Annotated in this window: 16 protein-coding genes and 1 pseudogene; 8 read left to right on the top strand and 9 right to left on the bottom strand. The window is 60.2% G+C overall.

The features are described from left to right. Nucleotides 1-69 precede the first annotated feature (69 nt). The gene (locus HCK86_RS12485) at nucleotides 70-951 is read right to left on the bottom strand and encodes an arginase family protein (RefSeq protein ID WP_176084796.1); all 882 of its coding nucleotides are present in this window, start codon (nucleotides 949-951) and stop codon (nucleotides 70-72) included. 433 nt (nucleotides 952-1,384) lie between these two features. On the opposite strand from HCK86_RS12485, the gene HCK86_RS12480 reads away from it, so the two are divergent. Next, nucleotides 1,385-2,314, top strand: a complete 930-nt coding sequence (locus HCK86_RS12480) for a helix-turn-helix domain-containing protein (protein WP_176084795.1) — start codon at nucleotides 1,385-1,387, stop codon at nucleotides 2,312-2,314. Nucleotides 2,315-2,405: 91 nt separating this feature from the next. Here HCK86_RS12480 and HCK86_RS12475 read toward each other — a convergent pair whose 3' ends face one another. From HCK86_RS12475 to HCK86_RS12455, 5 genes are all read right to left on the bottom strand, one after another. After that, entirely contained in the window at nucleotides 2,406-3,407 is a 1,002-nt protein-coding gene (locus tag HCK86_RS12475; RefSeq protein ID WP_176084794.1) for a sugar ABC transporter substrate-binding protein, read from the bottom strand. 11 nt (nucleotides 3,408-3,418) lie between these two features. Then, nucleotides 3,419-4,381, bottom strand: a complete 963-nt coding sequence (locus tag HCK86_RS12470) for an ABC transporter permease (protein WP_176084793.1) — start codon at nucleotides 4,379-4,381, stop codon at nucleotides 3,419-3,421. A gap of 25 nt (nucleotides 4,382-4,406) precedes the next feature. After that, nucleotides 4,407-5,390 carry an ABC transporter permease gene (locus HCK86_RS12465; protein ID WP_176084792.1) on the bottom strand — a complete coding sequence of 328 codons (984 nt, stop codon included), beginning with the start codon at nucleotides 5,388-5,390 and terminating at the stop codon, nucleotides 4,407-4,409. After that, nucleotides 5,387-6,898, bottom strand: coding sequence for a sugar ABC transporter ATP-binding protein (locus HCK86_RS12460; protein WP_176084791.1), 1,512 nt, complete (start codon nucleotides 6,896-6,898; stop codon nucleotides 5,387-5,389). Before HCK86_RS12460 ends, HCK86_RS12465 begins: the two co-directional genes overlap by 4 nt. A gap of 795 nt (nucleotides 6,899-7,693) precedes the next feature. Next, nucleotides 7,694-9,709 (bottom strand): hypothetical protein, encoded by a 2,016-nt coding sequence (locus tag HCK86_RS12455; RefSeq protein ID WP_176084790.1) that lies wholly within the window; start codon nucleotides 9,707-9,709, stop codon nucleotides 7,694-7,696. Nucleotides 9,710-11,207: 1,498 nt separating this feature from the next. Here HCK86_RS12455 and HCK86_RS12450 point away from each other — a divergent pair. Together HCK86_RS12450 and HCK86_RS12445 are read left to right on the top strand one after the other, a co-directional pair. Next, nucleotides 11,208-12,932, top strand: coding sequence for a type I secretion system permease/ATPase (locus HCK86_RS12450; RefSeq protein WP_176084789.1), 1,725 nt, complete (start codon nucleotides 11,208-11,210; stop codon nucleotides 12,930-12,932). Nucleotide 12,933: 1 nt separating this feature from the next. Continuing rightward, nucleotides 12,934-14,229 (top strand): HlyD family type I secretion periplasmic adaptor subunit, encoded by a 1,296-nt coding sequence (locus tag HCK86_RS12445; protein WP_176084788.1) that lies wholly within the window; start codon nucleotides 12,934-12,936, stop codon nucleotides 14,227-14,229. Nucleotides 14,230-14,396: 167 nt separating this feature from the next. Here the strand turns inward: HCK86_RS12445 and HCK86_RS24100 are convergent. Continuing rightward, nucleotides 14,397-14,495: pseudogene (locus HCK86_RS24100) on the bottom strand (IS6 family transposase); the annotation flags it as partial. Nucleotides 14,496-14,524: 29 nt separating this feature from the next. Then, nucleotides 14,525-15,469, bottom strand: coding sequence for a LysR family transcriptional regulator (locus tag HCK86_RS12440; RefSeq protein ID WP_176084787.1), 945 nt, complete (start codon nucleotides 15,467-15,469; stop codon nucleotides 14,525-14,527). Nucleotides 15,470-15,602: 133 nt separating this feature from the next. Here HCK86_RS12440 and HCK86_RS12435 point away from each other — a divergent pair, with 133 nt between their 5' ends. The 5 genes from HCK86_RS12435 to HCK86_RS12415 all read left to right on the top strand — a co-directional run bounded on the left by HCK86_RS12435 (nucleotide 15,603) and on the right by HCK86_RS12415 (nucleotide 20,350). Then, entirely contained in the window at nucleotides 15,603-16,574 is a 972-nt protein-coding gene (locus HCK86_RS12435; RefSeq protein ID WP_176084786.1) for an ABC transporter permease, read from the top strand. Continuing rightward, nucleotides 16,571-17,365, top strand: a complete 795-nt coding sequence (locus HCK86_RS12430) for an ABC transporter permease (RefSeq protein ID WP_176084785.1) — start codon at nucleotides 16,571-16,573, stop codon at nucleotides 17,363-17,365. Before HCK86_RS12435 ends, HCK86_RS12430 begins: the two co-directional genes overlap by 4 nt. A gap of 36 nt (nucleotides 17,366-17,401) precedes the next feature. Beyond that, on the top strand, nucleotides 17,402-18,472 hold the full coding sequence (locus HCK86_RS12425) for an extracellular solute-binding protein (protein WP_176084784.1): 1,071 nt from the start codon (nucleotides 17,402-17,404) through the stop codon (nucleotides 18,470-18,472). Between the two features lie 70 nt (nucleotides 18,473-18,542). Then, nucleotides 18,543-19,664, top strand: a complete 1,122-nt coding sequence (locus tag HCK86_RS12420; protein ID WP_176084783.1) for an ABC transporter ATP-binding protein — start codon at nucleotides 18,543-18,545, stop codon at nucleotides 19,662-19,664. After that, the gene (locus HCK86_RS12415; RefSeq protein ID WP_176084782.1) at nucleotides 19,664-20,350 is read left to right on the top strand and encodes an aspartate/glutamate racemase family protein; all 687 of its coding nucleotides are present in this window, start codon (nucleotides 19,664-19,666) and stop codon (nucleotides 20,348-20,350) included. Before HCK86_RS12420 ends, HCK86_RS12415 begins: the two co-directional genes overlap by 1 nt. Before the next feature lie 391 nt (nucleotides 20,351-20,741). Here the strand turns inward: HCK86_RS12415 and HCK86_RS12410 are convergent, their stop codons facing one another. Beyond that, a complete protein-coding gene (locus HCK86_RS12410) occupies nucleotides 20,742-21,977 on the bottom strand; it encodes an MFS transporter (protein WP_176084781.1) in 1,236 nt (411 codons plus the stop codon). Between the last annotated feature and the right edge of the window lie 113 nt (nucleotides 21,978-22,090).

Genomic DNA, 22,090 nt, shown 5'->3' with positions numbered 1-22,090 from the left:
TCCAGTCTTGTTGTTTATATCCTGCATGCGGGGCTGCATGGCAGCACCTGCCGGGATCTCCGTGCCTCTTCAGACGGTCTGGCCGATAAGAGGCAGGCTTTCCAGCATGTTTTTCAATGCGATGGCGTCCCAGGGAAGATGTTCCGCGATCCCGAGGCCGACAATATCGGCAACCGCGGCGACATCATTCAGCAGGCGCGTGACCTGGTCCATGGTCATCCGGCCTTCCGGTGTTGCTCCGAATACGCCCGGCGCATCCAGAGGATTGCTGAAATAGAGCGAGCGGAAGAATTTCGGATCCAGAACATCGAGGTCGAGGTGGATGGCCAGACGGCTGGCGCCGGTCGACCGAAACCAGTCGAGCACCTTGTCGCTTGAAACGGCAAGCTCGGCGGGGGTGGCCATTGCCATGCCGTTGCCGCGCACGAAATCCCATTCCAGCGGCATCATGTCGTAAAGGCCAGCATACATGACATTCTGCGGCTTGACGGGGTTCCTGACCCGGGAGGCAAAGTCACGATCGCCCTTGCCGAGGAGATTGCCGAGCACCATGGCATGGGCGTGTGAAAAATGGTCCGGCGTCAGGATATCGGGATGGGAGTCGACCCAGAGGACCGCCAGGTCGTCGCCATGGCGTTCGCTCAGATAGGCGAAAGGGGCAAGGTCAACGAGGCAATCGCCACCGAGGACGACGATACGGTCCGGGCATTGTTCAGCAAGAATGGCGGCGGCGGCGTCGGCCTGCTGCAAAAGGACGGTACGGGCAACAATGCCGTCTTCAACCGGAAGGTCGGCCTCGGAAGGGGCTGCGACTGGAACGGTGATCGTGTCGCCTTTGGTGACGGGCGCCAGAAAGTTCAGCATCTGGGCACCGAAATGATAGGCGGGTAGGGTGCCGCCCTGCCATTGGGGCATGAGCAGGCGCAGGGTCTTGGAACTGGCTTCGGTCATTGGTTGGTCCTTCACCTCAGTCTTGTCGGCCAAGCCGGATAGCCTTGATGATGGTTCCCGGTCAGCGTCGAACAGCAATGAGAAGGCAGGATAGCGGCAAGCGCGGCATCGAATTTGTGCTCAGTTGCCAGATTGTCGCCGTTTCGTGCCAGATCGACCCTTCACCTGCACGAACGGCCGCCGTTCGAAGCCGCGCCATATTGCCTCTACTTTGATCACCTGGGTTGTTGATCACTGCTGCCGACCCTTCTCAGAGGGTGAAGGGCGGCGGCTTTCTTTCCCGTCGTGACCGAATTTGACGAAATTCGTCAGGTAGTTAGGCAAGGCATCGACCCTGTCGGCGTCAAGGTATGCCAATCTCAAGAAATTGCTGTGTTTTGGCATGAAAATTGCAAAGATTACGTTAGGGGTTGAAGCCAGACAGGCAGGCGTCATGGAAAAGCAGTTTTCGACGAGGGATATCAGCGCCGGTGAGCGCTTCGATTACTGGCACGAGCTGGTCTACCGCACCTATGCACCTTGCAGCGGCCGTGTCCGCTCGGTTTCCGGCTTCAATGCCAGTCTCAGGACGCAGGAATTCGGGACCACGGAAATCAGCGATGTCGCCTCCACCGGCATTGCCTATGAACGCAAAGCCTTCGATGTCCGACGTGGCCCGCGTGACGATTTCTTCGTTTCCTTCATGGTTTCCGGCGAAGGCCGGTTTGAGCAGAACGGCAATTCGGTGATGCATCGCGCTGGCGACATTCTGCTTTATGATTCCGGTCGGCCCTACAGCTATAGTTATGATCAGGCGTATCGCTCGATCCTGATGCGGATCCCGCGGCCGATCGCATCTTCGCGGCTGGTTGATGTCGACCGGCTGGGCGGCGTGATCCTGTCCGGTGGTTCGCCTTTCGGCAAGTTGCTCGGCACGCTTCTTGGCGAAGCCCACAGTCTGGCGACGTCGGTCGAAAGCGATGCACTGCTGCAGCTCAGCCCATCCATGCTCGACATGATTGCAGCTGCCGTAAGGCAGGGAACCGGCGACACCGCTGCCGAAAGTGCGGCCAGCCGCTCGAAGATAGAGCAGGTCAAACGTTATCTGAACGCCCATATGGCAGACAGTTCACTGACACTGCAGCAGGTTGCAAGGGAGCAGAATGTTTCTGTCAGAACCCTGTGCCGGCTGTTTGCTGAAACCGGCACGACGCCGATGGGATGGCTGCAGACACGTCGGTTGCAGGCGGCCTATTCTGCCATTTCCGAGCGCAGGGTCCGCAGCATCACCGATGCCGCACTGGATTTCGGCTTCAACGACCTTTCCCACTTTGGCCGCTCCTTCAAGAAGGAATTCGGCGTAACGCCCAAATCCCTGCTCTGAGCGCCTTGCTGTCGCAGTCCGGACAGGCCTCAACAGCAAGAGGCGCTCCGGCCAAGCGGAGCGCCTCTCGTCGTTCAGGATGATCAGAGGATCAGAACTGATCCCAGGGCTTGCACTCGGCGCCGCCATTGGCCTTGCGGGCGATCGGCATGGGGGTGTAGACGCTTTTTTCGAGGCTCGCTCCGCTGAAGTAATTCACAATGCTGTCGATGGCATAGCGCGCCTCATCGGCAGGGGCCTGGCCAAGGGTTGCATCAAGCTTGCCCTGTTTCAGCAGCTCGACACCGGCCGGCTCGCAGCCGACGGAAACCATGGCGAGTTTGGTGACATCGACACCGGCACGATCTGCGGCGGCGACGACACCCTTCATCATGACATCTTCATCGGAATAGATGCCCTTGATCGTGCTGCCATATTTTGTCAGCAGGCCCGATGCGGCGTCCATCGCGGTGCCCGTATCCCAGTTGCCGGGTTGCTGGGCGACAATATTGATGCCGGGAGCGATTTCGGCGAGGCGCTCGGAAAAGCCCTTGTATCGCGACATGGTCTGAGCCTGGCCGACAATACCGGTGATCATGATGACGTCGCCTTCCTCGCCGAGGCCCTTCGCCTTGAAGGTTTCGAGCATGAGGTCTGCGGCTTCTCGGCCTTCGCCCTCATAATTGGCGCCGCTGTAGGAGATCCAGAGATCATCATGTGTAGCATCGGGCTGAACGTCGGTCAGGAGCAGCGGAATTCCGGCCTGGCCGATCTTGCGCATGGAGGGAAACAGCGCCGTGCCGTCAATGGTCCAGAGCAGGATCAGATCGGGCTTCTTGGCAATGGCCTGGGTGATCTGGGTCGCCTGCTGGGCGGCATCGAACTTGTTGGTGACGACTTCGAGATCAAGATCGGCATCCTTGGCATAGAGGCGCAGCGCATCATTATAGGCAGCGCAGTATTCGCAGATGTCATCGGCGCCGAGGAAGATGACTTTCTTGCCGGCGGCATCATCGGCGAGCGCCGCGCTGGCCAGCGCACCCGTGGCAACGACGAGAGGCAGGGCCCCGCGCAACAGCGATTTCAGAAAGGAACGCGGATTGAGGTCAAGCATGAAATTCCCCTTTAGTGTTTGCTGGTTTGGATTGATTGACCGAAAGAGCGAAGGAAACGTTCTGTCAGCGCGCTCTCGAAAAGAACGACGATGAGCAGGATCCCGCCATTGGCGAGCAGGATTGTTGAACTGTCGGCGCCGATATAGCTCAGGCCATTGCTGAGGACAGACAGGATCAGTGCACCGAGAAGGATTCCGGAGACCTTGCCGACCCCGCCCGACAGTGCGACGCCACCAAGAATGGCTGCGGTGACAGACTGGATGAGAAGACTTCCACCGAACTGGGAGGATGCACGGCCGAGGCTGATGGCCATCAGCACGCCATCGATGGCGGCGAAAGCGCCGGCGCAGACAAAGACCATGATCAGGGCCGGGCGGATACGGGTCCCGCTCATCAGCGCAGCCTTGCGGTCGCTGCCGGCGGCATAAATGTCACGACCAAGCCTGGTGAAGGACAGGACGACGAACAGGATAGCGCCCAGAACAAGTGCGCTGATGCTCCAGGGCGAGAAAATTCCAACCACCGTGAGACCGACGAAATCCGTCATTTCGAGATGATCGAAAATCGCTGTCTTGCCGCCTTCAAGCCAGACAGAGGCACCCTGCAGGACGATCATGATGCCGAGCGTCGTGACCAGAGACGAGACCTTGAGCCGCAAGGTCAGCCACGCATTCAAAACGCCGACAAGCGCACCGAAAAGGACAGCGGCCAGGATGCCGAGCACGGCGTAATCCGCGCCGAACTTGACCATGATGAGGCCGGCAAGCGCCACCATGGCGCCAACGCTCAGATCGAGCTCGCCGGCAATCATGGTCAGACCGATTGCAAGGGCCACGGGAGCGATGACAGCGAAGGTCTGGCCGATGGCATAGATGTTGCCGATCGAGAGAAAACCCGTGGTCATGACGCTGAAGATGATGACCAGAGCAGGCAGAAGAGCCAGGCGGAGATAGAAGGAGAGGGATCTTGTCACGCTTTCAAACCTTTCGTGGCTTCGATCAGTTCCGTTCGCGGCTCAGCGCAGCGCCAAGCATGACCGAACCGATGACCGCAAGGCCCTTGACCATGAGCTGAACTTCATAGGAGAAGCCGTTGACCAGCAGGATGTTGGAGAGAACGGCGACAAAAATGGCGCCGACGGCGGCATCCAGCACCCGGCCGCGCCCGCCCTTAATGCCGACGCCACCAATGAGGACGGCGGCAATGGCGCTGAAATCGAGATCCTGACCGACCCGCAGATTGCCTGCACCGGCCTGCGCTGCAATCATGACGCCTGCAGCAGCTGCGGCCGTGCCGGCGATGAGATAGGCAAGCATTGCAGCCCGTGATGTGCGGATCCCCGCGAGCGCTGCCGCTGCCTTGTTCATGCCTGTCAGCCTGAGTTCTCTGCCGGTGCGGGACCGTTCGATGATGAATTCGAGGATCAAGGCAAGAACGACGAAAATCAGTGCCTGATAGGGCAGGCCGGAGACAAGCGCGCCATTGCCGAGCCAGCCGGTATCGGCATCAATCAGTACGGTACGGCCGCTGGAAAGATACTGGGCAATCGCGCTGATCAGTGACGCCGCTGCAATCGAGGTGATGATCGGATTGCTGCGAAAGGATACGACGACCACGCCCAGGATCAACCCAACCACCGCGCCCGCAAGAAGGGTCGCAAGGATGGCCGCCGGAAGGCTTCCCGAGGAAAGCATGGCGAAAATGATCGACGCCAGGGCTGCCGTTGCCGAAAGAGACAGGACAAACAAATTGCCCGACAGGGTGATCAGGGCCAGGCCGATTGCAACAACGCCCACCGGAGCACCGGTGTAGAGAATGGCGCTGATGTTGCTGGCCGAGGCAAAATTCGGCACGGTGAGAGCGGCCAGAATGATCATCGCCAACAGGATGAGCTGAATGACGGTCGCATGCATTCTTGCCGGTGAAAATGCGGTCATGCTGCGGCCCTTGGTGAAGACGGAAGTGCTCGAAGCAGATGTCATTGGACGGTCTCCTGTCGGCCGTGCAGAATGTCTTTCAGAATTTCATCGGAATCCGTCTCGTCATGCGGCAGATCGCGCACGATCCTGCCGCGATAGACGGTGACGATGCGGTCCGCGAGTTCCATGACCTCTTCGAGGTCCGTCGAGTAGAAGGCGATCGCCAGTCCCTCGCTCGCCAGCGCCTGCAGCCGGGCATAGATTTCTGCGCGTGCGCCGACATCGACGCCGCGTGTCGGTTCATTGAGAAGCAGCAGCTGCGGTTCGGTTGCCGCTGCTTTTGCCAGCGACACCTTCTGCTGATTGCCGCCGCTCAGGGTCGAAACCTGATGCGAAAGTCGTTTCTCATCAATCTGGAAGGCACGTGCCAGCGGCAGGGCCCGGCTCTTGCTGAGGCTTGAAGAGATCAGGCCGAACGGGCTGATCCTGTTCAGGATTTGCGCGGTGATGTTGATCTCGATGCTGGCCGTGAGGAACACTCCCCGCCCGGCGCGATCTTCCGCGACATAGGCAATGCCATTGCGATAGGCATCGGCGATGCTGCGGAGGGAAAGAGGCGTTCCATTCAGGCTCAGTCCGCCCTGAGATGGCTTGTGAAGACCGGCCATGGTTTCAAGAATGGTATCGGCACCCGAGCCAAGCTGGCCGACGATGGCGAGGATTTCACCCGGGCGAACCGAAAAGTCGACCGGGCCGAACCCGCCTGCCACGCCAAGGGTGCGGGCTTCAATTCGGGCCGGGGCTTCGGACGGGCTGACCCGTCCCGCACTCTTGGCTACATGCTCGACATCACGGCCGATCATGGCGCGAACCAGTGACTGTGGATCGAGGTCTTCGGTGTTTTTCGTAAAGATATGTTCGCCATTGCGGAAGACGGTAATACGGTCGGTCAGAGCAAAGATCTCCGCCAGGCGATGGCTGACGATAACAATCGTGGTGCCGCGGTCCCGCAACTGGCGCAGCACCGCGAAGACCTTGTTGATCTCGGCATCGGAGAGTGTTGCGGTCGGCTCATCAAGCAGCAGCACCTGCGACTGGCTTGCCAGGCCGCGCGCAATTTCGATCAGCTGCTGTTCGGCAAGTGTCAGGGTTCCGGCCGGCGTCCGGTGATCGACATGGTCAAGCCCGACGAGAGCCAGAAGCGCCTTCGTTTCCTGCGCGAGCCGGCCGCGAAGATAAAGGCCTGCCGTGGTTTTCCTGCGATTCAGCATGATATTGTCGAGCACTGAGAGGTGCGGGATGACCGACAATTCCTGGTGAACAATCGACAGGAGCGCGGGGTCCGGGCGTTCGCCGAAGGCAATCGCAATGCCGTCGATTGACAGACTTCCCTCATTGGGAATGACGATGCCGCCGAGAATCTTGATCAGAGTGCTTTTGCCGGCGCCGTTCTCGCCGCAAAGGCCGAGAATTTCACCCTTGCGCAATTCGAAACTGGCATCTTTCAGCGCGGCGACACCGCCATATCGCTTGCTGATACCCGCAGCCACCAGGATTGGTTCATGTGTCATGCAGACCCCTCGAACGGTCGCGGGGCTCTCTGAGGTCTTTTTCAGCCCGGCCCCGGGTTCATCGCCACACATTCAGCGATGTGTCGATCTGTCCTCATTAAGCGGGTTGGGCGGGCGGCGTGCTCTACGAATATTGCCAAGTTTTCGCCTCGGCGTGCCAAAAATGGCCAAGACCGAATGCCGAGACAGCGGCCCGACGTCGGGCCAGCAGTGCGCCTTGATGGCGAAGGTCATGTCGTCACGCGGCCCCTTTTGTTTCCGGATCATCATTGAACGGAAGGCTTTGGGGCCAAGATCTTGGGAGGCTGCAAGTCGGGGCAGCCTTCCATCCGCATGGAAATCGGGTAATCGCGCCCGAAAGAGCATTGCGTAGCCCTTAGAGCGCCGTGCATCCATTCGGATGCACCAAGGACGCTCTAACTTATTGAAACTACGCATCGTGCTTGTCGAAAATCGATTCCGACTTTCGGGCCGATGCTGTAGACACCGAATGCATGGCAGGGGCCGCATGGGGCGATATGAACTGGTTGCGGTGCGATCGTCATCATGCTGCGACAGCTGAAGCTGCACGGCATGGCACAGGCCGTCGGCGAGCTGACCGGGCAGACGCCGTCCGCCTGTGGGCCGATCCTGCGGCCGAGATGACCGCATGATCAGAAGCGCAAGTGCCCATCTGCGGCAAAGCGCAGAGACATTGGCAATGCCATCGATCCCTTGAGATCAGGCCTGCGGCAGCGCATGAAAAAGCCGTGCGGCCGGTTGCGGCCGCACGGCATGGTCTTTCAGGTCTGATGATCAGGCGAACATGAAATCGCTTTCCGTCAGATGCTGGTTTTCCTGCAACTGGATGGTGATTTCGCTACAGTTTCCGTTGTCCAGAACAGCGCAATAGCCCAAACCGTAAACCTCGCGATATTCAATATGGTCCCGAAGAGTATCCCAGCTGTTGAAGATACCATCTAGGCTTTCTAGGCCTTGCAGCCTTATCGTGTCTTCGCCTTGTGCAAAATCGGTGATGGTGTCATGGCCAAAACCATTGAAGGGGTTCTCTAGGATCTCGTCGATGGTTTGGGCATCTGGAGACCGCGTGAAGACGAACACATCATTGCCGGCGCCGCCCGTGAGCGTGTCATTACCGCGACCGCCGTTGATCGTGTCGTTACCGCCACCGCCGTTGATCGTGTCGTTACCGGAGTCGCCATAGATCCTGTCGTCGCCATTGCCGCCAGAAACAGTGTCGTTGCCATCGCCGGCATAAATGAAATCAGTGCCCCATGTGCCGTAGATGATGTCATTGCCGCCGTAAGCGAAGATTTCGCTGCCGCCGGTTGCTGCATGTTTATTTGCCTGGCACTCCCCATTGCTGTCCTGCAGCCAGTCACTCGGTTTGCCGCCGAAGATCAGTTCGCTTCCGTCGCAGCCGACAACGACAGTATTTGCGCCGCAATCGTGACCGTCGTAGATGGAGCCTCCCATTTTGACGCCGTTTTCGCCCAGAACATAGTATGTGTCGCCATTGCGCATCGTGTTGATCATAGCAGTCAGGTCATCATGATTGCCAAGGCGATCGTCAAACAGAGATTTGATACTGTCTGAAGTCAGCTGAATTTTGTCGTTTTCACCGTCACCTTGGGTCATCATGTAGATCGCGCCGTCAACTTTCTTCACGACAATCGTTGAAGCGATCGTGCTGTTGAGGATCTGATTTTTTAGCACTTCTGTATCATAGCCCGCGCGCAACGTCTCACCATGCGCAGCTGCGATATCTTTGATATCGGTCAAGATGCCTTTGTCGAGCTGGATGACGGAGACAATATTTTGCTCGTCATTTCTGAACACCAGATTGAAGGTGTCGTTTAGGCCCTGCCCTTCTTCGTTGGTATAAGGCTGAGGACCATCGCTCGCATTGCAGAAGGCCTGGATCAGCTGATCATGCTGAAGATCAAAATCGAGGATCCGTACATTGCTGTCTAGGTCGCTGTTGTTCCCTTCCGACTTACCTGCGAAAGCATAGTTGAGGCTGCGGGAAACCTCTCGCGTTCCGAAGTTGATGGCATTGATAATATAGCCCATCCCCTTACTGGCCAACCCGGTACCGGGGCTTAAGCCAAGCGCATCCTGAATCACATCGAGAGCGAATGTAACCGTTCCCAACCCTGTATGATTAGAGATGGGTGGCTGAAAGGGTTCGTCCTGAAGGGTGATGACGAATGTATCGTCGCCGGCGCCGCCCGTGACGGCGATCCGGCCTGGATGTGCATTGGTGTTTTGTGTGACGACGATATAGTCGTCCCCGGCGCCGCCGTCGATATCCGCATAGCCGCCGTCGTGGCAATATATGCTGTCATTGCCATCACCGCCGTCCACCGTCGTATGATGGGACTTGTCATGCGAGCCCCTAAATCTGGCTATGTCGTCTCCTGTTCCCAAATCTACATGGACAAAGGGAATTTTCCAGGAGCCCAGACCGTCGTAGATATCATTGCCTGCCCCCAAATCGAACGCACAAGCATAACTGCAGTCATTGTCCTCGAAATGTACTTCATCTCCCCCAGAGGATCCGATGAATTTGAATAGAATTCGGGTGCCGTTTTTCCATTCATCATAATAGGGGTTTGTATCGCTATTGACTGTGTCACTGTATTCCGTGTGGTCAATATAAACCTTTGCCTTGTCATGCTCCCGCGTGACCTTGCCGTCTGCATAAGTCGAATGTCCCAAATCGAGATCAGTAATCTCTAGGTCTCCGTCAAAATGCATCGTAAAAAAGTCAGTTCCGTTGTCGTATTCAAGATCTGTGTGTCCTGACATTTTAACCTCCCTGTTGCTCACAATTCCTCTTGCGAGCCATCTGTTTGCTTCCACTCCTGCCTAGACGAACGCAGTGTGCGTCTGCGGCTTGCCCGTTGAAGTGGCAGCGCCGGAGTGGAGAGGAGGGCGCTGCCTGGCGTGACACGGCTTCCGGGCCCCGGCCTTGCCGGTGCCCGATGCGTGTCCCACCGATTGATGCCGGCATATTGCTTTGGGCCGGCTGGCCTGTTGCGGCGGCCGGCTTCAGCCGGGCGCAACAGATCGTTCTGACAAGCGCCGTCATGGGCGCTGCCGGATGCTCCCGCTTCAGGGGACTGGCTTGCGATGGTCAGGGCGGATGCGACAGACTTTGCCTGTGACGACGCGAATGCGCCTGCGCATGACTGTCCGCTGGCAAAGGCGCTGCCGCCACGGCCCGTTGCAGTGGCCCGGTATTCGGATCAGGCTCTGCGAACAGAGTATCAATGAGTATTGATCTTTTGTGGGTCATGTATAACCTCACTTTCCGGAAGCCGGAACAACATCACCCTTTGCCTGGCGATTTGTGAATACAAGGCTGTCGGAGCGTCTGAAGCCCTTCCGGTCGGGGTGCTCTGCAGGCTGTTCATGCGACCTGCTCAACCCTTTTTCCAGGTCTTTATATAGGTATAAAATAATAGAGCGTCAATTATATTGACGATATAAATTTGCAGTACCTGTATTTGGGGGGGCATCCCCCGGAGGCATGGGCCCGGGCGTCATTGCATTTTCCGGTCTGGGCTGTACCGACAAAGCCTCTCTGCCATCGATACGATTTCTGTCGACGTGCTTCCATCTCGATCTGCTTGTCCAGAAAATAAATAACGACATGATAATAAACGATAAATATAGTTCGCCTCTCACTATCCACCTGTGAAAGGCCGGCCGACAGCGCCCTTGCATTGTCTGATCGCCGCCGACATCCGCCCTGGCCGGATGGCTTGGCGACCGTGCATGCCGGCGATGACTTTGTCCTGTCTCCGGGTTCAGGCGGAAGATTCATCACGGGCAATGACAGCGAGTTCCGGCGCCGGTTCGGGCAGATTTCCCTCTGGCCCTGATTGCCGGCAAGGCGCAGCCGGTGTCGTTGGGCCGGCCGCTGCCGCTGCGCGGCCGACAGGGCGCGGCGGCAATCTGAGGCGGATGCGGGGTATGATGCAGCATGTCTTTGTAAATATTCAACTTAATGTATAAAATGAATGTATATTATATAATAGCTATTTTTGACACATTTAGAACATTTTTTATTCCTATTTATTGATCATGTCAGGTCGATGTTAAATATAAGTCGCGAAAAAGCGTTTTCGCGCCGATCTGAACTGAATTCGACAGGACCGATGACGGCATAAGCGATGTCGCCCGGTGCTGCGATCGACGGACTGGTGCCCGGCCCCGGGGCATTCAGAGCCTTTCGCTGGCATTCAGGCGGATGAACCATCCGTTCCGGCAATCGGGTCCCGTCCGAGACGAGGGCCTTTTCATGTTCACGAACAAGCAAACGAAAAATCATGAGCTTCGCGCCGCCATCGCCGCCTCGCGCGAGGCCTTTGGCGGTGTGGCGGTGTTCAGCGCCGTGGTCAATGTGCTGGCGCTGACCGGAACCCTGTTCATGCTGCAGGTCTATGACCGCGTCATTCCCGGCCGTTCGATGGCGACGCTGACAGCGCTTTTTATTCTCATCGTGCTCCTCTACGCGCTGATGGGTGTTCTCGACAACGCCCGCGGACGGGTTCTGGCCCGGATCGGGGCGCGGTTTCAGGACCGGCTCGACGCCAGGGTGTTTCGCGTCGTGCTGGAACGGTCACGGGTTCCGGCAATCCGGCAGAAACCGGCGGCAGCGCTTGACAGCCTCGCCGTGATCCAGGCGTTTCTGGCCTCGCCCGTGCCTGGTGCGCTGTGCGACCTGCCATGGGTCCCCTTCTTTCTGGCGATCATGTTCGGCTTCAACTTTTGGCTCGGCCTTCTCGGTGTTGCCGGGCTTGTCATTGTTGCCGTGCTTGGCATTGCCAATCAGTGGCTGACAGCACGCAGGAATGCGGAGGCTGCCCGATTGAAGCAGGAGGCGGAATCGGCCACCGAGCGTGCCCGCAAGCAGGTGGAAACCCTTCGCGGACTGGGCATGACGGGTCCCTTTCAGGAGCGCTGGCGGTCACTGCGCACCAAAGCGCTGGAAGCCAGCCTGGCCACGTCCGATGTTTCGGGCAGGCTGCTGTCTGCCTCAAAGGCGATCCGTCAGTTGTTGCAGTCATCGGCGCTGGCGCTGGGGGCTGTTCTGGTTCTGGCGGGCAATTTCCACGCCGGTGCGATGATTGCCTGTTCCATTCTGCTGGGTCGTGCGCTTGCGCCTGTCGAGCAGGTGATCGGGCAATGGGCTCTGGTCCAGCGTGCCGGCCGCTCCTGGCAGACATTGTCCCTGCTGCTCGAGGAGGTCGGCGATCAGGCGGAACGCATGCCATTGCCGCGGCCGCAGGCCCGCCTTGATGTCGAGGCGATATCGGTTGTCCCGCCCGGTGAGCGCAAGCCCGTTCTCACCAATGTCAACTTTTCGCTGGCGGCAGGCCGGGCACTTGCGGTGATCGGGCCGTCGGCGGCGGGAAAGTCGTCGCTTGCCCGCGCTGTTACGGGGCTGTGGCCGGCAGGCGCCGGCGTCATCCGGCTTGGCGGCGCCGATATCCGTGAATATGACGAAGACACGCTTGGTCGCTATTTGGGCTATTTGCCGCAGAGCGTGGTTCTGTTTCCCGGAACAGTGGCTGAAAATATTGCCCGCTTTACCCCTGACGCCGATCCGGCGGCCATTGTGCTTGCCGCCGAAAAGGCCGGGGCGCATGAGATGATCCTCGGTCTGCCGATGGGCTACGATACACCGCTGACGGAAGGCGATGGGATCATGTCCGGCGGCCAGCGCCAGCGTCTCGGGCTGGCGCGCGCGCTGTTCGGCGATCCCTTGCTGCTCGTGCTCGACGAGCCTAATGCCAGCCTCGATGATGAGGGGTTGATGGCTCTCAACGGCGCCATTTCCTCCGCCAAGGAGGATGGCAGGGCCGTCATCATCATGTCGCACCGCCCCTCGGCGCTTGCCGCCTGCGACGATGTTCTCGTTCTCGAGCGGGGCCAGCAGCGCGCTTTCGGCCCGCGCGACGAGGTGCTTCAGCGTTTTGCTCGCGCCCCGGTTCAAAATGCAGTTGCTACGGGAGGGCACTGAGATGTCCGATAAATGGTCTTCCAGGCGAATTTTGCGGTTCGGTTTTCTGGCTCTGGCCCTGGCCGCCGGTGGTATTGTCGTGTGGGGCTTTTCCACCGAGATCGGCGGTGCGGTGATCGCTTCAGGGCAGGTGGAGGTTCAGGCGCGCCGTCAGGTCATCCAGCATCCCGATGGCGGTGTCGTGGCGGAAATCGATGTTCATGATGGCGAAAAGGTGAAGGCCGGTCAGCAGCTCATCCTGCTGGACGATACGATGCTCAGCGGCCAGCGCCAGATTCTCAGGCGCCAGATCTTCGAGGCTGAGGCCAGTCTGGCCCGGGCGCAGGCTCAGGTTCTCAGTCAGGAGACCTTGACATTTTCCAGCGATCTTCAGGCTGAAGCCGATGCGGATCCCGATCTTCAGTCGGTTCTTGACGGCGAGCAGAAGCTATTTGCCGTCACGGCGGAATCGAATGATCTGCTGAAGCAGCAGCTGGCACGGCAGCAGGAGCAGGCCGATGCGATGATCGCAGCCTCGGAGGAAGAGGTTGCGGCTCTGCGAAGGGCACTCGATGTCGCGCATGAAGAGCTTGAGCGCTATCAGGGCCTGCTTGATCGTGGCCTGACCCCTGCCAATGTCGTATCAAGCCTGAAACAGCAGTCGGCATCGCTGGAAGCGCAGATTGCCGATCTGAAGGTGACAATTGCTGAGACTGAAGGCAATCTTGCCAGCGATAAGGTTCAGCTTCTGCGGGTCACCTCCGATGCGCGCAAGTCGGCGCAGTCCGAAGTTGCGCAGATCCGTCCGCAGCTGGCGGAGCTGAAGGAGCATCTTGCCGTTATCAATACGGAATATGGCCGGCTTTCGCTGCGTGCACCGATGGATGGCACGGTCTATGACATGAAAATGTTCACCGTCGGCGGCGTCATTCAGCCGGGTGCCGAAGTGGCAGCCATCGCTGCGGCGGATGAGCCCTTCGTGCTTGCCGTCAAAGTGTCGCCGGCTTCGATCGACCGTGTTCATGTCGGGCAGGATGTGATCTTGAAGTTTCCGAACTTTGACAGCCGGACGACGCCGGAATTCAGCGGCACAGTGCGCATGATTTCCGCCGACACGCTTGTCGAGGAAAAGAGCGGTTCGACCTATTTCCGGGTTGAAATTGCGCTGGATCCGGCTTCGCTGACAACGGCCCGGACGCTGGGGCTTATGCCTGGCATGCCCGTACAGGCCTTCGTTCAGACGGGCGTGCGCAGCCCGGTGACCTATCTTCTGAAGCCGCTCACGGACTATTTCGACCTGGCCTTCCGGGAGGAATAGTCGCTCTGTTGCAGATCGTCATCGCGGCAGAGAGAAAGCCGTCTTTTCGGTGTCAGGCGGTCTGACCTTCGAGATTTTGGGCGACGAACGCGCCGGCTTCGGTCGGCGCGTTCGGTTCAGTGGCGCATGCATGTTCAACAATGCCGACCTCTCCATGGTGTCACCCGTCAAAAAGCACGCATGAGGTCGAAACCATTGCGCGTCGCACAGGCTGTTTTCAGGGTCTTGAACCCGCGCTCTGGCTTGATCGGCAGTTTCAGCTTTCCATCCGCGACCATGCCGGTCTCGGACAGGTTCACTGCGGGGCGTCGGTCCGGTCTGGCCTCGCCCTTGCGAGCGAGGCTTCGATCTCTTCCTTCATCGCCTCGGCGACCATCCGTCCGATGCGGGAGGTGGTCTTGCGGGCGTCGATGGCAACGGTCAGCGTTTGCGGATCGGCGCCTTCATCCCGGACCGGCCGGAACAGCAATTGCCCGGCGGCAAGTTCGGGCGCGGCGTCGAGTTCGGAGGTGAAGGCGACATGGCGGCCATTGCCGGCGAGCTGCTTGACGAGCTGAAGCGAATTGGTGACCACCGCCTTTTGCGGATCGGTGAACAGCCAGCCGTAATGCGCGTCGAGGTAACGCCGGATCAGCAGCGCCTTGCTTTGCAGCGCGATCGGATAGCTCGTCGCCTCCTGGAGGCTGACCGAGGACCGCCGTGCCAGCGGATGGGATGGCGCGATCACGCAGCCGAAGGGCAGTTCCGTGGTCCAGACGAAATGGATGTCGCGGCGCGGCGTCAGGTTGAAGATTGCCGCGATATCGGCGTCGCCGGCAAGAAGCGCGGTCAGCGCGTCGTCGGGACTTGCGATCTCGACCTCGAGCGAAATCCGCGGTTGCTCGCGCGACAGGCGTTCGATCAGGTTCGGCAGGAAGCCATTGGCATGGCTGTCCATGGCGACGATGCGGATATGGCCCTGATCGACACCCTGCAGCTGCCTGATTTCGGTGACGGCCCTGCGTTCGTCTGATCGCCAGCGCCGCGCCAGCGTCACCAGCGCGTCGCCGGCCGCCGTCAGCCGCATGCCGCGCGGCAGGCGTTCGAAAAGCTCGACGCCGAGATCCTGTTCGAGAAGGAGAATCTGACGGTCGATCGCCGAGGCGGCAACGTTGAGTTCCTTCGCTGCCTTCTGGATCGAACCCGAACGGGCGACCTGATCGGCATAGCGAAGCGAGGCTGGAACGAGGGAAGCGCGCATCTGAGCATCCTAATTTTTCGAATGCACTATTGCTCAATCTGTTCTGGACGGCAACGCTCTTTTCGCTGATCATCTGTTTCAACGACAGCAAGACATACCCCGTCACCCTTCAGGAAGAACCCAGGATAGGCCGATGACCAATGGCACCAGCCATGACGCGCCCGCGACCTCCGCCCTGACCGGCCTCACAAGCGCCGGATCTGCAGGCAAGGGCGTGGCCGCCCGCAGCCGGGCCGGCGTCTTCGCCGGGACGAGCCGCACGGGTCTGCTGCTCGTCGCGCCCGCCGTCCTGTTTCTCGGTGTGTGGTTCTTGTGGCCGGTATTCTCGATGATCTGGCTCAGCGTCTCGGCCCATACCATCGACGGTGTCACGGTCGAGGGGTTGACGATCGAGAACTATGTCCGCCTGTTTTCGACCGACCTTTATGTGCGCATCCTGATCCGAACGGTTCGGATCGCGCTCATGACCAGCCTGTTTGCTGCGCTCTTTGCCTATCCGCTGGCGATCGCGATCGCGCGGGGCGGTCCGCAGCTGGCGCGTATCGTCACGATCACCATCCTGTCGCCGCTGCTCGTCAATGTGGTGATCCGCTCCTATGGCTGGCAGACCATCCTCAACAAGACCGGCGCGCTTGCCTGGGTGCTGAAGCTGGTCGGGATCAGCAATCCGCCGGTCCTGCTCTACACCGAATGGGCGGTGCTGATCGCCTGCGTTCACGTCTACCTGCCATTCATGGTGATGCCGCTCGCTTCCGCGATCGCGCGTATCGACCGCACGGTGGAAGAGGCAGCGCGGGTTGCAGGCGCGTCGGCGGCGACCGTGTTTCGCCGGGTCACGTTTCCGCTCAGCCTGCCAGGCCTTGCGACCGGGGCCTCGCTGGTGTTCTCGCTGAGCGCGGCGGCCTATGTGACACCGCAGATCCTCGGCGGAAATTTCTCACCGCTGCTCGGCACGCTGGTCGAACAGCAGATCCTGACGCTTAACGACTGGCCCTTCGGCGCGGCGATCTCGACCATGCTGATCGCCATGGTTCTGGCCTCGAACCTACTCTTCCTCAAGATTGTCAACCGGCGTTTCGCCTCATGGACGGCAGGTGCGCGATGAACGAGACTGTCAGCCCGCTTCTTAAGATCGTTGTCGCGGTCATACTGGCCCTTGTGGTGGCGCCTCTGATCGTACCGCTTTTGATGTCGGTTTCCGATACGCCCTATATCGTGTTTCCGCCGCAGAGCTTCACGCTCAAATGGTATGGCGTCGTGCTCGCCAATGCGGATGCACGCGGCAGTTTCCTGTATTCGCTCGAACTTGCCGCGATCGTCACCACGCTCTCGCTCGCTCTTGGCATTCCCTGCGCCGCCGGTCTGACGCGCTACCGCCTGCCGGGCCAGGATGGCGTGCTCGGCCTGATCCTGTCGCCGCTGATCGTGCCGCTGATCGTCACCGGGGTCGCGCTGCTGCAACTCTTCTCCATGCTCGGCTCACGCGCCACGCTGATGCAGATGGTCATCGGCCACATGGTGGTCTGCCTGCCCTATGTCATTCGCTCGGTCTCGGCGAGCTTCGTGCTGGTCGACCGCAATCTCGAGGATGCCGCCGCCGTTCTCGGCGCGCCGCCGCGCACCGTTGCAGCCCGGGTGATCTGGCCGCAGGTGCGACCGGGCATCATCGCCGGAGGCATCTTCGCCTTCATCGTTTCCTTCGACGATTACCCGATCTCGATGTGGCTCGCCGACGGCAACCACTTTCCGATCCCGCTCTACCTCTACACCGTCATCGAGCGCTCCTTCGATCCGTCGATCGCCGCCATTGCCTCGCTGATGATCTTCTTCGCTCTCGTTCTCGTGCTTTTCATCGAGAAAATACTCGGCATCAGTCTTGCCAGGCTGGCGAGCTGATCCCGTTTTCGACCAAACCAAAAAGGGGAACTGAACATGACCAACATATCCAGACGTACCTTCGGCAAGCTCGCACTCGGGACGGCCGCTCTCGCCGCGCCGATGAGCTTCGTGCGCAACGGCTTTGCGGCCGGCAAGGAAATCCAGATCGGCATCTGGGGTGGCTCGCAGGGCGAATTCGTCCGCAAGGAGATCATCCCGGCCTTCGAAAAGGATTTCGACTGCAAGGTCACCCCGGAAGAGGGCTTCACCCTCGCCAATGTCGGCAAGATGCGCGCCACCAAGGACAATCCGAAATATTCGGTGATGTTCATCGATGACGTCGCGATCCCGATCTGCAAGACCGAGGGGCTGATCGAGCAGCTTCCGGCCGACCAGATGCCGGCACTCGCCAATCTCTATCCGCGCTTCGGTTTCGACGGCTGGGGAACGGCGCTGGCGATCTCGGTCGCCAGCATGTTCCACAACACCTCGGTCACGCCGCCGGCGAGCTATGCCGAGCTGTGGGGGCCGGACTATAAGGGCCAGCTGAAGCTCGTTAGCCCGAAGAACACCCCGTCCGTGTTCTTCCTGATCGTCGCCGCCGCGGTCAAATCCGGCAAACCCTTCGCCGAGGCGCAGTATCTGATCGACGACAGTTTCGACAAGGTCGCCGAGCTGAAGCCGAATGTGATGAACCTGTTCGACAACGGCCCGCAGGCGGCGGCCGAGATCGCCCAGGGCCAGGCCGAGATCGGCCTTTTGGAACTGTCGAAATACATCTATCCCTATACGGCCAAGGGCGCGCCGGTGACCATGAGCTTCCCCAAGGAAGGCAGCTTCGCCGGCAATAATTGCCAGGTCCTGGTCAAGGATTGCCCGAACCGTGATGTTGCCGTCGCCTTTATGAACCGGATGCTGGAACCCTCGGTGCAGAAGGCCTTCTCCGAATATGCCCTGACCGCGCCGCCGGTCTCCGGCATCGAATTTTCCGAGGAGACCCTGAAATATATTGCCTATCCGGTCGAGGAAATGGACAAGCGCGGCCTCTTCACCCCGGACTGGGAATATATCAACGCCAACCGTTCCGCCTGGACGGAAAAACTCAACGCCATCTTCGCCGTCTGAGGCGATCCGGCGCAATAGCGCCGGCCCGTCGTCGGGCCGGTGTCCAAGGCATCAAGAGAGGGTGTGAGCGATGGCTGCAATCATGGAAGAAGAGCGGCGCGGCGCCGAGATAAGGCTTACCGGTCTCAGCCGCAGCTATGGCGACAACAAGGTCGTCGCCGATGTCGATCTGGTCGCCGGCGGCGGCGAGGTTCTGGCGCTGCTCGGGCCTTCGGGCTGCGGCAAGACCACGACCCTGCGCATGATTGCCGGCCTGGTGAGGCCGACATCGGGCGAGGTCGCGATCGACGGGGTTGCGGTCACGGCGTTGCCCGTCCACCAGCGCAATCTCGGCATGCTGTTTCAGAACTACGCCCTGTTTCCGCATCTGAACGTGCTCGACAACGTCGCCTTCGGGCTGACCATGCGCGGCATGGCGAAAGGCGAAGCGGCCGCAAGGGCCCGCCAGGCGCTGGCGCAGGTCAGGCTTTCCGGCTTCGAGGAGCGCATGCCCGCGGCCCTTTCCGGCGGGCAGCAACAGCGTGTCGCGCTCGCCCGCGCGATCGTCTACCATCCGCGCGCCCTGCTTCTCGACGAGCCCTTTGCGGCGCTCGACAAGAAGCTGCGGGAGGAGATGCAGATCGAGGTGCGTCAGCTTGCCAATGAACTCGGCCTGACGACGATCATCGTCACCCACGACCAGGAGGAGGCGCTGGTGCTGGCCGACCGGATCGCGGTGATGAAGGGCGGACGGATCGAACAGGTCGCCGACGCCCGGGCGATCTACGAGCGGCCGGCCACCCATTTCGTCGCCGACTTCATCGGAAGCTCCAATTTCCTGGAAGCCACGATTGTCGAACTGAGCTGGGGGCGAACGACGCTGCGCGATCGCGCCGGCGTGTTGCTCGAAAGCGCGATCGCCCACGATGCCGGGCGCGGCGAACAGGTTACCCTTGCCGTGCGCCCGGAAAACGTGCTGCTCAGCCCGGCGGGCGATGTTGAAAACGGGCCGGGGCAGGAAAGCAATGTCTTTTCCGGCAAGGTGCTGCGCACCGTGTTCAAGGGTCAGACGCTTTCGGTCTGGCTGGAACGACCCGACGGCGGCGAATTCATCGCGACGCTTTCCGGTGGAACCGGGCCCGGCCCCGGGCCGGGAGAAAAATGGACCGTGCGCTTCTCGCCCGAGCGCAGCCTGATCGTGCGGAACCACTGATGGAACGGGCGCAGCCAGACCGCAGGGCGATCGGCGTCATTCTGCCGTCCTCGAACCGGATCGTCGAACGGGTGACCCATCAGGTCCTGCGCGATCATCCCGAAATCGATGCGTGTTTTACCCGGGTGCCCTATGCCGGCGCCGCCGATGGCGGCTATGACCATGATGTTCTCCTCGCCGCCGCCGCCCTGCTCGGCGAGGCGCGCGTTGACGTGATCGTCTGGAACGCCACGCGCGGCGCCTTTCTCGGCTTCGATCACGATCGCCGCCTGTGCGCGGCGATCCGGCGGCGCACCGGTACGGACTGCCTGACGGCCGCGCTTTCGACCGCCGACTATCTCCGGCGGCGCGGCCTGACGCGGATCGGCCTCGTTGCCCAGGGAAAGGCCGAGGAAGTGACCCGGCTGACGGCGACCTTCGCCGCGGAAAAGATCACGATCGCAGCTGGCAGCCATCTCGGCGTGACCGAGAATTTCGACGCGGCGCTGGTGTCGCTCGAAGCGCTGGAGAGGCAGGCGGTGCGGCTCGCGGAGAAAGGCGGGCTTGACGCCATCCTGATCTGGAGCACCAATCTGCCCGGCCATGTCGTCACCGCCAGGCTTTCCGCCAGTCTCGCCATGCCGGTTCTCGACCCGACTGAAATTGCGATCATGCATGCGCTTGATCAGCTCAATGCTGAAAAATAGCTGACGATCTGGTGTTGCGCGCCGAGATCCTGTGGCACTTCGAACCCGTCCGTCGAGATAGGTGGGGGCGGCGCAGACCACGTAATCGAGCGCACAAAGCCTTCTTGCTTTCAGTCGGGAGTCTGAAAGCGCGCCGCCACGGATGACGCAGTCGACACCTTCGCCGATGCGCTGGTTGTCCTTTCGACGAGCTTTATGCCGAGACGCGCCTCGAGATCCCGGATCAGCTTGCTGACCGAGGAGCACGGCAGATTGAGGCACATCAGCCGACATTTTCCGCCCGGCCCTGCTTTGCCACTCAAACCGGGGCCAAGCTTTTGTTCGGGTATCTGAATTGCCGTGTGGATCGATATCATGACGAGGGAAACGCCGGTCCTGACCCCCTCGCGGTTCACGTCTTTTCATGCGCGCCGTCGGATGCCAGACGCTGGTGCATGCGGATCCAGAAGATCGCTGCCGAGACCAGTGCCAGCGCGATGACGACACCGCCATAAATCATGGCGGTCCTTTCGAGACCAAAATGCGGGACGGCAAGCCCTGCGACGATCACGGGAAGGGAAAAGGCGAGATAGCTTTCGATGTAGAAGGTCGAGAGCAGGCCGGCCCTGTCGTCGGCCTCGGCGCGCGGCAGCAATTCACGGAAGGCGCCGGAAAAGGAGGCTCCGAAACCGACCCCGGCGAGTGCGACACCGGCAAACATGAGCGGGACCGAGGGCAGGGACATGGCGCCAAGGGCGAGTGCCATGCCGATGGCGAGTGCGCTGGCACCGGCAATCAGCGCCCGTTCTGCGGCAATCCTGCCGAGCGCTGCAACAGCGATTGCTGCACCAGCCATCAGCGTGGCGACAACGAGCGTTCCTGTCAGGGGCGCATGTCGTCCCTCGGCAAGCTCCACAAGGGCAGGCATCAGCGAGAAGTTCAGTCCACCAAGCGCCCAGCCGGCAATATTGACCGGTGAGACATGAAGAAAGCTGCGCTGTGCAGGCTTGGGCAGCTTGAGTTCCGGCAGCAGTGAGTGAAGCGCACCCGGGCGACGTTTCGTTGTTTCGGGCATCCAGAAAATGACAATGGCCTGAAGCGCGGAGAGGGCCAGCAGAATGAGATAGACAAGTTCTGTCGGCGCCGGCGCGAAACGCACGAGCAGACCTGAGCCGATTGCGCCGAAGAACAGGCCGACAAAGGCGGTGACGCTGTTGATGATCGGTCCGAACCGGCGGTCGGTGTCAAGGATCGCCGCCCCGAGCGCCGTTGTGGCCATGCCTGTGCCAAAGCCCTGAACCGTGCGGGCCACGCCGAGTTCCAGCGCGGAATGCGCGGTGACGAAGAGCAGCATGGCCAGAACATTGGTTGCTGTCGCAACGAAGATGACAGGGCGACGCCCGACGAAATCCGAGAGTGCTCCGACCGTCAGCAGCGCTGCAAGCAGGCTGAGCGCATAGGCGGCGAAAATGAGCGTCAAAGCCCCCGGACCGAGCCGGAACGCGCTCTGGTAATGCAGGTAAAGCGGTGTCGGCGCTGCAGCGCTTGCAAGGAATGTTGCCGCCGTCACACCGCTATAGATTGTCATCACACGGTTGGATAGCTGAAACCGCCGCCGGGCGGGCGGATCAATCGAAAGGCAGGTCATCGTGAACTCCATTTTCTGCTTGGCGTGACCCACATTTGACGGCCGCCAGGAAAATGGTCTTGTCAGGATATCTGGAAAATGGACGGTTTTGTCGAAACCACCATGCGTTTGGC

Origin of the sequence: Martelella sp. HB161492 (genome assembly GCF_013184775.1) — a bacterium.
Taxonomy (GTDB): domain Bacteria; phylum Pseudomonadota; class Alphaproteobacteria; order Rhizobiales; family Rhizobiaceae; genus Martelella.
Note: the sequence above shows the minus strand (reverse complement) of the source record. Positions and strands in the feature narration are given on the sequence as shown.

Bases quoted from the DNA above. Each gene is read 5' to 3' on its own strand.
- HCK86_RS12485 (WP_176084796.1), bottom strand. From the start codon at position 951: ATGACCGAAGCCAGTTCCAAGACCCTGCGCCTGCTCATGCCCCAATGG.
- HCK86_RS12480 (WP_176084795.1), top strand. From the start codon at position 1,385: ATGGAAAAGCAGTTTTCGACGAGGGATATCAGCGCCGGTGAGCGCTTC.
- HCK86_RS12475 (WP_176084794.1), bottom strand. From the start codon at position 3,407: ATGCTTGACCTCAATCCGCGTTCCTTTCTGAAATCGCTGTTGCGCGGG.
- HCK86_RS12465 (WP_176084792.1), bottom strand. From the start codon at position 5,390: ATGACATCTGCTTCGAGCACTTCCGTCTTCACCAAGGGCCGCAGCATG.
- HCK86_RS12460 (WP_176084791.1), bottom strand. From the start codon at position 6,898: ATGACACATGAACCAATCCTGGTGGCTGCGGGTATCAGCAAGCGATAT.
- HCK86_RS12455 (WP_176084790.1), bottom strand. From the start codon at position 9,709: ATGTCAGGACACACAGATCTTGAATACGACAACGGAACTGACTTTTTT.
- HCK86_RS12450 (WP_176084789.1), top strand. From the start codon at position 11,208: ATGTTCACGAACAAGCAAACGAAAAATCATGAGCTTCGCGCCGCCATC.
- HCK86_RS12445 (WP_176084788.1), top strand. From the start codon at position 12,934: ATGTCCGATAAATGGTCTTCCAGGCGAATTTTGCGGTTCGGTTTTCTG.
- HCK86_RS12440 (WP_176084787.1), bottom strand. From the start codon at position 15,469: ATGCGCGCTTCCCTCGTTCCAGCCTCGCTTCGCTATGCCGATCAGGTC.
- HCK86_RS12435 (WP_176084786.1), top strand. From the start codon at position 15,603: ATGACCAATGGCACCAGCCATGACGCGCCCGCGACCTCCGCCCTGACC.
- HCK86_RS12430 (WP_176084785.1), top strand. From the start codon at position 16,571: ATGAACGAGACTGTCAGCCCGCTTCTTAAGATCGTTGTCGCGGTCATA.
- HCK86_RS12425 (WP_176084784.1), top strand. From the start codon at position 17,402: ATGACCAACATATCCAGACGTACCTTCGGCAAGCTCGCACTCGGGACG.
- HCK86_RS12420 (WP_176084783.1), top strand. From the start codon at position 18,543: ATGGCTGCAATCATGGAAGAAGAGCGGCGCGGCGCCGAGATAAGGCTT.
- HCK86_RS12415 (WP_176084782.1), top strand. From the start codon at position 19,664: ATGGAACGGGCGCAGCCAGACCGCAGGGCGATCGGCGTCATTCTGCCG.
- HCK86_RS12410 (WP_176084781.1), bottom strand. From the start codon at position 21,977: ATGACCTGCCTTTCGATTGATCCGCCCGCCCGGCGGCGGTTTCAGCTA.